Below are 12676 nucleotides of genomic sequence, written 5' to 3'. Positions count from 1 at the left end.
CAGATTCACGGTAAAGTAATTAAAAGTATTTGATTTTTTTGCCTCTTTGTAAACCCAGACTGGGTATCTTTAAAACATTCAAATTGCTAGTCAGGCAAGGCGCGAACAAAAAATTGTGACGCCGTATATATGCGATAGGTAAGGAGAAATTTTTTCGTGAGTAACGCCGCATGACGCCGCAAGTTGAATGTTTAATACCACGCATCGCAATCACTTCTGGCGAACCTGCTGGTATCGGCCCCGATATTTGCGTATTGTTGTCGCAATTGGGCATTGCGGCGGATATCACGATTATTGGTGATATGGATGTGTTAAAAGATCGCGCACAACAACTCAATATCAGCATGGATATTGAGCCATACGAATTAACGCAAACGGCACGACTTCATCACAAACAATCATTAAAAATATTGCATATTCCCACCGCAACAACCGTTAACGCTGGCACTTTAAATCCGCTTAACAGCCAATATGTGCTGAATACACTAACCTGCGCTTTAGATGGCACATTAAGCGGTGCGTTTGATGCGATTGTTACCGCGCCAGTGCATAAAGGCGTGATTAATGATGCGGGTATTGCGTTCACTGGCCATACGGAATTTTTGGCGGATTACACCAAAACTCCGCAAGTGGTGATGATGTTAGTGGGTGGCGGTTTGAAAGTTGCACTGGCGACTATTCATTTGGCGTTAAAAGATGTGCCTGCCGCGATTACCAAAAAAAGTTTAGAAGCAACGATTCGTATTCTGCATCACGATTTAGTGACTAAATTTCGGTTAACTCAACCACGTATTTTAGTGGCGGGACTTAATCCACACGCGGGTGAAGATGGTTATTTAGGACGCGAAGAAATCGATATTATCAACCCAGTATTAAATCAATTACGCGGTGAAGGCATGCAGTTAATCGGCGCATTACCGGCTGACACTTTGTTCGCCAAACACCATTTGAGCAAAGCAGACGCCGTACTAGCCATGTACCACGATCAAGGTTTGCCTGTTCTAAAACACGCCAGTTTTGGCGAAGGCGTTAATGTGACGCTTGGGCTTCCAATCATCCGCACCTCAGTCGACCACGGAACGGCGCTAGACTTGGCAGGCACAGGCAATATTGATACTGGCAGCATGTTAAGTGCGATTAAATTAGCCATTGAATTAGTGAGTAATCAACATAAATGAAACACGTTGCAAAAAAAAGATTCGGTCAAAATTTTTTAACCGACCAAGGCATTATTACCAGCTTGATTGAAGCGATTAACCCACAAGATAATCAAATCATCGTAGAAATTGGGCCAGGACTTGGCGCATTAACCAAACCACTTTTAGCAAAAATCCAGCACTTACATGTAGTTGAAATCGACCGCGATATTGTGTCCTGGATGCAGGCAGAATATGCGAAACCTGCTTACGCAAAAAACACGCTGACCGTTCATAATGTGGATGCGCTTAAATTCGATTTTTCAAGTTTGGGTAGCAATCTGAGAGTGACAGGAAACCTGCCTTACAACATTTCCACCCCCATTTTGTTTCACTTGCTTGATAATGTTAGCCATATCATCGACATGCACTTTATGCTGCAAAAAGAAGTGGTCGAGCGCATGGTGGCGCAACCTTCTACATCAGCATACGGGCGGCTTTCAGTCATGTTGCAATATTATCTGGCAATGGAGTATTTAATCACCGTACCGCCAGAAGCGTTTGAGCCAGCGCCAAAAGTGGAGTCGGCTTTTGTACGTTGCGTGCCGCATGCCACATTGCCTTTTGTGGCCAACAATACCAAACTGTTTTACAAAGTTGTATTGGCAGCTTTTGGCCAGCGCCGCAAAACTTTGCGCAATACGTTGAAAGGGTTGTTGGATGACGCAGGCTTTGCTGCGCTCAACATTAACCCACAATTACGTGCAGAAAATCTGAGCGTTGCCGAATTTGTCACTATTAGCAACTATCTTGGCAGCAACTTCTAGACAATTGTCTTGTTTGATATAATCTTAACCATTCAAAACGGCTTAAATGATCAAAATTCACACGCTTCAATTTTAAAATCCTTAATTTTTTAAAACTCAATCAATCCCTTCAATACACATTTTAAATAAAGACCAATATCATGCGAATCATCTTACTTGGCGCACCAGGCGCAGGCAAAGGCACACAAGCCACCCACTTACGCGAAAAATTCAATATTCCGCAAATATCTACCGGTGACATGTTGCGCGCTGCGGTGAAAGCGGGCACGCCACTAGGCTTGGAAGCCAAAGCGTTTATGGATAGCGGCGGTTTAGTGCCAGATGCTGTGATTATCGGCTTAGTCAGTGAGCGCATCAAAGAAGCCGACTGTGCAAACGGTTTTTTATTCGACGGCTTTCCACGCACGATTCCGCAAGCCGAAGCCATGAAAGAAGCAGGCGTTGGCATTGATTACGTGGTTGAAATCGACGTGCCAGATGAAGCAATCGTAGAGCGCATGAGTGGCCGCCGCAGCCACCCTGCTTCTGGCCGTACTTACCATGTTAAATTTAACGCACCCAAAGTGGCGGGCAAAGATGACGTTACAGGTGAAGACTTAGTGCAGCGCGATGATGACAAAGAAGAGGTGGTCAAGAATCGTTTAAACGTGTATCACAGCCAAACCAAACCATTGGTTAAATACTATGTCGATTGGGCAAACAGCGGCTTACAAGGCGCACCGAAGCATGTATTTGTGAATGGTATTGGTGAGATGGAAACGATTAAGAATAATATTTTTTCTGCTCTCAAGTAGGTTAAGTCAAGTGCGTTTATAAAGCAGATTATTAAAAAAATAGGCATATTAAAAATTCACAACCAATTGAATAAAAAATGATTGATGGTGAAGTGATTTTCTTATCAACAGGCCTCAATAAAAGATTAAGTTCTTTTTTGGGGTCTGCTTTACGTTAGGCGTTACAACACTCATCTCCATTACACTGTCACAATGATTATTCGAAAAGCAATTTCACTGGATGCACAAGCAGTTTTTGATATCCGCAATGTTTCCATTCAGGTTTTATGCAAAGGATTCTATCCAGATGATTTGCTAGCCGCATGGACAGACGGTGACTCGCCAACCGAAGGCTTCACAAATTTTGTTGAGCAGTACATTTATGTTGTTGAAATTGATGGTGCTATTGTCGCCTGCGGAGCACTAGATACCACGAATAATCAAATTGATGCAATTTTCGTTGACCCGCAACATAAGAATAAGGGACTTGGTACAGCGATAGTTAAGCATTTAGAGGCAATTGCCTTAACAGAAGGTGCGGATGTTCCTCTCTATCTTGAGGCTACGCTAAATGCCGCACCTTTCTATCGCAAATTAGGATTTGTTGGTGAAACAGTTTCTCAATATCACTCACCACGAGGCTTTTCGCTCGATTGTATCAAAATGAAAAAGGCACTGTTACATAGTAACGCAAACGGCTAATCTTTCAGTCAACCCGATCGCCCAAAGCTGTGTAGGAAAAAAGGGACAGATCACAATTTAAATTTGTCCTATTACAAACTCAATCAACAGTAAATTATTTCACATCCACCTAACTCCAATAAAGATATAGTCTTTTAGAGTTTATTTAAGAATCATCTATATGACACCTACCACCCGCAGAGTCGTTCAAGCCCTACTTTATGAACTTGGTGCAATCGCACTAATAAGCCCAATAATCGGTTTTGCATTCGATGCGTCAGCTTCCTCTGCACTCACTTTAGCGGCTATTATGTCGACAATTGCATTGGCATGGAATTACGTTTTCAATGCGATTTTCGAGCGCTGGGAATCGCGCCAAATCATTAAAGGCCGCTCCGTCTGGCGGCGCTTGGCGCATGGTATTGGTTTTGAGGGCGGATTAGTGACAATGTTGGTGCCACTGATGGCTTATTGGCTAAACATTTCGCTGCTCAATGCTTTTTACGCCGAAATGGGCATATTGCTGGTGTTCTTTATCTATGCAATCACGTTCACGTGGGCGTTCGATAAAATATTCGGCCTTCCAGAGTCTGCTATTTCACATCCAGATAAAGTCTAATCAGTAGATGACCAATATCACAAAAGTGATTAAAGCCATTTTTTAGTCTAAAAATAAGGTTAACTATCGCTACGTGCAATGTTAATTAATATGAATTACACAACCATTTTTGCGCTTTTTGAACTAAACTTTAGAAACTTAACAATTAGTTAATAGCTAAAATCTAGCAATAAAACTCGTTTCAGTCTCTTATTCAAATCAAAAAGGACACAAAATGAAAGTTCGTGCATTAATCTTACTCGGCGTTTTAGGCTTGTTTTTAGTATTTATGGTACTTAATTGGCCCACTATTATGGCGCCAACAACACTTAATTTAGGCATTACCGAAGTCAACGCGCCGCTTGGTTTGGTGATGTTGGGCATGATTGCTTTGCTGACTGCACTTTTTCTTATTTTTATCGTTTATCTGCAAACGTCGGTTTTGTTTGAAGCACGCAGACATGCCAAAGAATTACAAACCAACCGCGAATTAGCCGATAAGGCAGAAGCGTCACGTTTTACCGAGTTACGTCAATTTATGGATGCTGAAATTCAAAAACAAGCGGTCATTCAAGCAGAGTCTAAATCTGATTTGTTAACCAAATTAGATGGTTTAAGCGTGGATATTCACCATGCAATTGACGTATCTGGCAACTCGCTTTCCGCTTATATCGGCGAGTTAGAGGATCGCCTTGAATCTAAATTTCCAGCAATTAAATAATTCCACTTTAAATAAACTCGCCTATTAGCATGTATTAATGGGCGAGTGATTTAAAAATTCCACTCACTTAATCAAAATACCCACACAGATTCTCTGTCAATTTAGTCGTTAACTATTGCAATAACGCAACTTGGCGACTCTCTGCCCTTTGTCCGCAATACAGGCAATGCTAAAGCCTATGCCTTCAAGTATAATTTCGGTATTCCTATTTAAGACAAATCCGCCATGCAACAGCAGTACCCTTTTAAAGAAATCGAACAAGCCGCCCAAATTTATTGGGAACTGAATCAATCATTTGCTGCGTCTGAAATCAGTGATAAGCCAAAATATTACTGCTTATCCATGTTTCCCTATCCGAGTGGTCGTTTGCACATGGGCCATGTACGCAATTACACCATTGGTGATGTTTTAAGCCGTTTTCATAAAATGAAAGGCTTTAACGTCATGCAGCCAATGGGCTGGGATGCGTTTGGTTTACCTGCGGAAAATGCGGCAATTAAAAACAATACGGCGCCGGCAAAATGGACGTATGAAAATATCGAGCACATGAAAACGCAACTTAAACAATTGGGTTTAGGTGTGGATTGGAACCGCGAGATTGCGACTTGCAAACCCGAATATTACAAATGGGAACAATGGCTTTTTACGGAGTTATTCAAAAAGGGACTCATCTACAAAAAAACCTCAACGGTAAACTGGGATCCCGTTGACGGCACAGTGCTTGCCAACGAACAAGTGATTGACGGCCGCGGCTGGCGTAGCGGCGCGTTGGTAGAAAAGCGCGATATTCCACAGTATTTTATGAAAATCACTGCGTACGCAGAAGAATTGCTAAACGATTTGGATAAGTTGGATGGTTGGCCTGAACAAGTCAAAACTATGCAACGCAACTGGATTGGTAAAAGCTATGGTTGCGAAGTGGAGTTTCCGATTGTTGGTCAAGAAGGTACGTTAAAAGTTTACACCACTCGCCCAGACACGTTGATGGGCGCGACCTATGTTGCAGTGGCGGCTGAACATGCATTAGCGACTTTAGCAGCGCAAACCAACCCTAAATTGGCCGAATTTATCACCGAATGTAAACGCGGCAGCGTGGCAGAAGCAGATGTAGCGACTGCCGAGAAAAAAGGCATGGATACGGGTTTATTTGTGACGCATCCATTGAATGGCGAACAACTGCCAGTTTGGGTAGCTAACTATGTGCTGGCAAGTTACGGCGAAGGCGCTGTAATGGCTGTGCCTGCGCATGATGAGCGTGATTTTGAATTTGCTAAGAAATATAAATTGCCGATTAAAGTTGCTATTGCACCAAGCGACTGGCCAATAAATGATATAGACGCTTCATCGGTTGTAGGCCACTCGGATGACGGAAGTGGTGAGTTAAAATTTCCAGTAATTTTCATTAAAGGCCAAGAAAATGACCGTGCTAAAAATATATCATGGTGGTCATGGCGTGCTGAACATGCTTTACATGGTCAATGTATTAATAGCGGCGAATTTGATGGCTTAGATTTTGAGGCATCTTCAGATGCTATTTCATCCGCACTTAACACTAAAAATCTAGGCAAAAAACGCACGCAATTCCGCTTACGCGATTGGGGTATTTCACGCCAACGTTATTGGGGCTGTCCGATTCCAATCGTTCACTGCGAAAAGTGTGGTGAAGTGCCAGTGCCCGCCGACCAATTACCAGTTGTGTTACCAGAAGATGTGGTGATGGACGGTGTTGGCTCGCCGATTAAAAAAGACCCTAATTTCTACGAAACCACCTGCCCTACTTGTGGCGGAAAAGCCACGCGCGAGACCGATACGCTAGATACATTCTTTGAATCATCCTGGTATTTTGCGCGCTATGCCAGCTTTGATAGCAACACGGCAATGGTCGATGAGCGGGCGAATTATTGGTTGCCAGTTGACCAATATGTGGGCGGAATTGAGCATGCAATTTTGCATTTACTCTACGCACGATTTTTTAATAAATTGATGCGCGATGTTGGCTTGATTAAAAATGACGAGCCATTTACCAATTTGCTCACGCAAGGCATGGTATTAAAAGATGGTACCAAGATGAGCAAATCCAAAGGCAATACGGTGGATCCACAAGCATTGATTGACACTTACGGTGCCGATACAGCACGCTTATTTATGATGTTTGCGGCGCCGCCTGAGCAAAGTCTAGAATGGGCTGATAGCGGCGTTGAGGGTGCAAATCGCTTTTTACGCAGATTGTGGAAAGCCGTGTATGACCATGTTAACTTAGGTGAAATTAGCGCTTACACAGCGGGCGAATTAACTGCTGAACTCAAAAATATCCGCTTACAATTACACTTAACCATTGAAAAAGTAGCGGATGATTATGGCCGTCGCCATAGTTTCAATACCGCTATTTCATCGGTGATGGAGTTGATGAATGCGCTAGCCAAAATTGAGGCAACTGATGCGTTAACTAGAAGCGTGCGCCAAGAAGTGTTGCAAAATGTGGCGCTATTATTATCCCCAATCGTGCCGCATATTTGCCAAGCTTTGTGGACAGAGCTTAAGCCTAGTAGCCATATTTTAGAAGCTGGCTGGCCGATTGCTGACAAAACCGCCATGGTGCAAGATGAAGTGGAGTTGGTATTGCAAGTGAACGGAAAATTGCGCGGCAGCATGGTTGTTTCCAAACAATTGGCAAAAGAAGCGATTGAGCAAATGGCGATTACACAAGCTTGCATCACAAAGTTTTTGATGGATGGTCAAACTGTGCGTAAAATCATTGTTGTGCCGAATAAGCTAGTCAACGTAGTGATTGGATAAAACTTGAATATATTTACACCTTACAAAACCTTGCGCACGCTATTTTGCTTGTGTTTAGTGACTAGCCTTGTCGCTTGCGGCTTTCAGCTTCGTGGTTCTGCGAGCATGGCTTTTAGCAGTATTTTTATTCAAGGTAGCACATTAATTATCTCAAAAAAACTGGTTAAGTCACTGAATACTAATGATATTAAAATATTGAATTCTGCTGAAAATGCTGACCTTTTACTTGAATTAGTGGGTGAAGAAAACGAAAAACGTATTTTGTCATTGAGTGGACGAGGTCTGGTCAACGAATTTGAATTGTTTTACCGTGTGCACTATCGCACAAAACTAGCAGGTGCCGAACTGTGGAGCCAAGTGCAAACCATTGAAGCACGTCGCGATTACTCTTATAGTGATGCAGAGTTGCTAGCCAAGCAAGGTGAAGAAAAACGCCTGAATGAAAACATGCAGGCGGATGTGTTAAGTAACTTAATACGCCGATTATCTGCGCTTAAAAAATAGTAATTAAGTTTATATAAACCGAAATCTATTCTTTAAATCAAATATATTTAAATCAATACAAAAGTGCAGTTAGATTCAAATCAGCTTAAACAACATTTACTTAAAACACTGGCGCCATTGTATGTATTAGTCGGTGACGAGCCGCTGGCATTAAGTGAATGTTTAGACGGCATACGTGGCGCGGCGCGCAAAGCAGGCGCTGATGAGCGCAATAGTTATATAGTAGAACGCAATTTCAATTGGCAGCAAATCAACCAGTTTGCACAGGCTTTATCTCTATTTTCTGCACTGCGTATTTTAGAAGTTCACATTCCAAACGGCAAACCTGGCGTAGAAGGCGGCAAAGCGCTGACTGAATTAAGCGCTAACTTAATACCTGACACGACCACGATTATCATATTGCCAACATTAGAACGCGATGCGAAAAATAGCGCGTGGTTTGGTGCATTGCAAAAAGCTGGCGTGGTCATTGATCTAAAAGAAATTTCACCCGCACAATTGCCAAACTGGCTTGCTGCCAGATTAGCACTACAGAATCAATCGACTGATGCCATTTCACTGGCTTTTATTGCACATCAGGTAGAAGGCAATTTATTAGCGGCACATCAAGAAATCCAAAAACTGGCGTTGCTATATCCTGCTGGCGAAATCAGTCATGAGGCTGTGCGTGAAGCAGTGTTAAACGTGTCGCGTTTTGATGCTTTTCAATTAGGTGATGCTGTATTAGCAGGAGATGCGGCACGTGTGACTGCTATTCTGCAAGGCTTGCAAGATGAAGGTGAGCAAGTAGTGGCTGTGATGAATCCACTGATGTGGGTGCTGCGGCCATTAGTGCGCATCAAACAAGCTGAAGCGCGTAATGAAAACATCATGAGCGCCATGACAAGTGCGCGCATTTACGGCGACAGACAAAATTTAGTCAAACGCGCATTGAGTCGATTAAGCTTGCGTCAGCTAGAAGCCGCACTACAAAAACTTTGCGATATTGATAAAACCGCTAAAGGCATGATGCAAGGTGATGCCTGGTTAGAGCTTTCTAGATTATGTTTTGGTCTTGCCAAAGTGCGTGGCCGTTAATCCTTCACTAGTTAGATCGGCTATAAAGGGGCTAGCTAGTCTACCGCCTAGCAAAAACGTATAATGCCTAATTATGGACATTAAAAACTACATGCAAACAGTCGGTATTAACGCGCGAGCCGCATCGCGCCTGATGGCAGCGGCTGATACTAATACCAAAAACCAGGCCCTTTTACACATTGCCAGTGCCATTTTGCGTGAAAAATCTGCATTAATCACAGCAAATGAACAAGATTTAGCGGCTGCGCGCGCCAATGGATTATATGACGCAATGTTGGATAGACTGACATTATCTGAAAAATCTATCTTAACAATGGCAGAAGGCTTACAACAAATTGCTAATTTAACTGACCCAATTGGCGAGATGAGCAATTTTAAATACCGTCCGAGTGGCATACAAATTGGCCAAATGCGTGTGCCATTGGGCGTGATTGGTATTATTTATGAAGCGCGCCCAAATGTGACGATAGATGCTGCTGGGCTTTGCATCAAATCTGGCAATGCCTGCATTTTGCGTGGTGGTTCAGAGGCGATTCATTGCAATCAAGCACTGGCGAAATTAGTACATGAAGGCCTAGATAAAGCCGGCTTACCAAAATCAGCCGTGCAAGTCATTGAAACGACGGATCGTGCGGCTGTAGGCGAGCTAATCACCATGAAACAATATGTGGATGTGATTGTGCCACGTGGCGGCAAAGGCCTAATTGAGCGCATTTCGAATGATGCTCGCATACCGGTTATCAAGCATTTGGATGGCAACTGCCATATATACATTGATGATGAGGCTGATTTGGCTAAAGCATTGCCAATTTTAGAAAATAGTAAGACACAGCGATTAGGCACTTGCAACACGGCTGAATCATTACTGATTGCGCGTAGCGTTGCTGCAAGCATGTTACCAAAATTAGCCGCTATGTTAACGGAAAAAGGCATCGAGATTCGTGGTTGTGCTGAAACACTTGCGTTAGTTCCACAAGCAAAACTAGCTACTGAAGAGGACTTTTATACAGAGTATTTAGCTGCAATTATTTCCTGCAAAGTAGTTGGCGGCTTAGACGAAGCCATTATGCATATTAACCAACATTCCAGCCAGCATACTGAAGCGATTGTGACAGAGAATTACACCAAAGCCAGAAGATTTCTGCGCGAAGTGGACTCTAGTTCTGTGATGGTTAACGCTTCCACTAGATTTGCAGATGGTTTTGAATATGGCTTAGGCGCGGAAATTGGCATTTCAACCGACAAACTACATGCGCGCGGACCTGTTGGTTTAGAAGGCTTAACATCGCTTAAATATATTGTTTTAGGCGACGGCCAAATACGCGCTTAACCAGCGATTCTCAATTAGCCATTAACCAATAAAATATAGCCATTTAATCAATCATATGCGACTTATTGGCGTTCTGGGTGGCACGTTTAACCCTATCCACTTCGGCCATTTGCGCATGGCGCAAGAAATCGCAGACGCACTTGAGTTAAGTGAAGTGCGTTTCATTCCTGCCGCAAACCCACCACATAAAGAGCTACCTAAAGTTTCTGCTGCAAGTCGCGCGGAAATGGTGCAACTTGCCATTGCAGATAATCACTTATTTAAACTGGATGACCGAGAATTAAATCGTGTTGGAGCTTCTTATACTATTGATACATTAATCTCACTGCGAGCTGAAATTGATGATAGCGTTGCGCTGTGTTTGATCATGGGAAGCGACGCATTCGCAAAACTCAACACTTGGCATCGTTGGCAAGAAATATTGGGCTATTGCCATATTATATTAGTGCGAAGACCTGTTATATCAACAGATCAACCACCACTGAATAACGATTTAGCATTACTTTTACAAAATCATTACACTGAAAATGTCAGCGATTTAAGCAGCCAAATTACTGGGTTTATTCATATGCAAAACATTACAGCACTCAGCATTTCATCCACTGCAATTAGATCTGCTTTTAATCTAAAAAAAAATCCACGCTATTTAATGCCACATCTTGTCATTGACTATATTACCGCCAATCAACTTTATGATTAATTTATTGTTAAAAAGTAACTGAATAATTCACAACAATCACTACTATTACAAATTTCATGCAAAATAAAAAAGCCTCCAAATGGAGGCTTTTTTGCAAAACTATTAATTAGCTTTTAAATTAAATGCGAATTAAGCAGCTTTTGCTTTGTTACGACGACGTGCAATACCGAAAGCACCTAATGCAGAAGCCATTAATGGCAATGCAGCTGGAACTGGCACAGCGCTTACGCCAACAGCATGATCATCAAAGTCAGTTAAATTAGCAGCTGAGTCATCTAAAAGCAACAAGAATTGGTCAGTAAAACCATATGTACTTCCTGTGACTACTGCAATGCTTGAATTACCGTTAGTAAATTCTACACCATTTGCATCTCTGAATAAAAATTCCAATGCACCACCAGCTGAAACGAAAGAGAAAGTATCACCGTCACCTGTTTTGTTAGAGAAAATGTCTACACCGTTGATGAAAACGTTTGTGTAGCCAGCTTCTGTAAAGCTTGCAAGGTTTGTAAATGTAACAATATCACCCGCATCAGCAGATAAAAAACCGTATGCAAATGTAGCACCTGAACCAACACCGATAACGTCGTTATATGTGTTTGTTGAGATAGTCGTACCTACTTCTGTGAATGTTAATGCTGCTTGCGAAGACATTGCTGCGAATGTGAAACCTAACGCGATTAAAATCTTTTTCATGGTATTTCCCCTATTAAGATTGAACTGAACTTGCTAAAACAACTAACTAAATTTGACAGTTTCAATAATAGGTAAGCGGAGAATTTGCATCAATAGCCCATACGGGCTAACGAAAAATTGACAATATTAATGGTAAATACAGAAACAATATAACCCATTGAATTTAATAAATTAATTAACAGTTAAAAAAACCATTTACATGTGAATTTGTTTAACTGTTTGTAGCTTTTTTGCAATTACTTCAACATTATTGTTGTATTGTTGCATTTTTGGCTCAATTGGGTTCGCTACCCAACCCGCTAAGCTTACATTTCTGGCCTGAATCGCCTCTGCTGTCAGTAACGCATGGTTTATGCAACCCAACCTTATGCCAACAACTAAGATTATAGGGATATTTAATGCGCCTGCCAAATCCGCCATACTAACTGTGTCGTTAAGTGGCACTAAAAAACCACCTGCACCTTCTACAATCACAATATCAGCCATTTCGCTCAATACATTGAATGCTTGTTTAATCACTGCTAATTCAATCACTTCACCAGCCAACTCAGCCGCAATGTGCGGCGCGATGGGTTCTTTAAAGCTGTAAGGATTCGTCAATTCGCGCGGTACCTTTATATTGCTTGCCGCTTCCAGCTTTAAAACATCATCATTTACCCATTCACCATTAATCAATTCACAGCCAGCAGCAACTGGTTTCATACCAACTACTTTGTAGCCTTGTGCAATATATTGCCGAATCAATTTGCAGGCAACATAGGTTTTGCCTATGCCTGTGTCGGTACCGGTAATGAAAAATGCTTGTTTCATTCGAATAGAATTTTCGTTGCTTATTTT

At 42.2% G+C, this 12676-nt stretch carries 13 protein-coding genes; 11 read left to right on the top strand and 2 right to left on the bottom strand.

What is annotated here, in order from left to right; translation table 11 throughout:
* The first annotated feature begins 170 nt into the window (after positions 1–170).
* From pdxA to nadD, 11 genes are all read left to right on the top strand, one after another.
* Positions 171–1178, top strand: coding sequence for a 4-hydroxythreonine-4-phosphate dehydrogenase PdxA (gene pdxA, locus METVE_RS0107455; RefSeq protein WP_020167839.1), 1008 nt, complete (start codon positions 171–173; stop codon positions 1176–1178).
* Entirely contained in the window at positions 1175–1963 is a 789-nt protein-coding gene (rsmA, locus tag METVE_RS0107450) for a 16S rRNA (adenine(1518)-N(6)/adenine(1519)-N(6))-dimethyltransferase RsmA (RefSeq protein WP_020167838.1), read from the top strand. The genes pdxA and rsmA overlap by 4 nt, the downstream gene beginning before the upstream one ends.
* A gap of 140 nt (positions 1964–2103) precedes the next feature.
* Complete coding sequence (gene adk, locus METVE_RS0107445) at positions 2104–2757, top strand: adenylate kinase (protein ID WP_020167837.1); 654 nt, start codon at positions 2104–2106, stop codon at positions 2755–2757.
* Between the two features lie 192 nt (positions 2758–2949).
* Complete coding sequence (locus METVE_RS0107440; RefSeq protein WP_020167836.1) at positions 2950–3438, top strand: GNAT family N-acetyltransferase; 489 nt, start codon at positions 2950–2952, stop codon at positions 3436–3438.
* A 160-nt stretch (positions 3439–3598) separates the two neighbouring features.
* Positions 3599–4036 carry a PACE efflux transporter gene (locus METVE_RS0107435; RefSeq protein ID WP_020167835.1) on the top strand — a complete coding sequence of 146 codons (438 nt, stop codon included), beginning with the start codon at positions 3599–3601 and terminating at the stop codon, positions 4034–4036.
* Between the two features lie 214 nt (positions 4037–4250).
* Positions 4251–4736 (top strand): LapA family protein, encoded by a 486-nt coding sequence (locus METVE_RS0107430; RefSeq protein WP_020167834.1) that lies wholly within the window; start codon positions 4251–4253, stop codon positions 4734–4736.
* Between the two features lie 225 nt (positions 4737–4961).
* Entirely contained in the window at positions 4962–7532 is a 2571-nt protein-coding gene (gene leuS / locus METVE_RS0107425; RefSeq protein ID WP_020167833.1) for a leucine--tRNA ligase, read from the top strand.
* A 3-nt stretch (positions 7533–7535) separates the two neighbouring features.
* The gene (locus METVE_RS0107420; RefSeq protein ID WP_036297747.1) at positions 7536–8036 is read left to right on the top strand and encodes an LPS-assembly lipoprotein LptE; all 501 of its coding nucleotides are present in this window, start codon (positions 7536–7538) and stop codon (positions 8034–8036) included.
* Between the two features lie 63 nt (positions 8037–8099).
* A complete protein-coding gene (gene holA / locus METVE_RS0107415; protein ID WP_020167831.1) occupies positions 8100–9113 on the top strand; it encodes a DNA polymerase III subunit delta in 1014 nt (337 codons plus the stop codon).
* Between the two features lie 73 nt (positions 9114–9186).
* A complete protein-coding gene (locus METVE_RS0107410) occupies positions 9187–10443 on the top strand; it encodes a glutamate-5-semialdehyde dehydrogenase (RefSeq protein ID WP_020167830.1) in 1257 nt (418 codons plus the stop codon).
* Positions 10444–10498: 55 nt separating this feature from the next.
* Entirely contained in the window at positions 10499–11143 is a 645-nt protein-coding gene (nadD, locus tag METVE_RS0107405) for a nicotinate-nucleotide adenylyltransferase (RefSeq protein ID WP_020167829.1), read from the top strand.
* Positions 11144–11272: 129 nt separating this feature from the next.
* Here the strand turns inward: nadD and METVE_RS0107400 are convergent, their stop codons facing one another.
* Positions 11273–11839: a VPLPA-CTERM sorting domain-containing protein gene (locus METVE_RS0107400; RefSeq protein WP_020167828.1), complete on the bottom strand. Its 567-nt coding sequence runs from the start codon at positions 11837–11839 to the stop codon at positions 11273–11275.
* Between the two features lie 195 nt (positions 11840–12034).
* Positions 12035–12649, bottom strand: a complete 615-nt coding sequence (gene bioD / locus METVE_RS0107395; protein WP_020167827.1) for a dethiobiotin synthase — start codon at positions 12647–12649, stop codon at positions 12035–12037.
* Positions 12650–12676: the final 27 nt, after the last annotated feature.

It is taken from the genome of Methylotenera versatilis 79, from assembly GCF_000384375.1.
Taxonomy (GTDB): Bacteria; Pseudomonadota; Gammaproteobacteria; order Burkholderiales; family Methylophilaceae; genus Methylotenera_A; species Methylotenera_A versatilis_B.
Note: the sequence above shows the minus strand (reverse complement) of the source record. Positions and strands in the feature narration are given on the sequence as shown.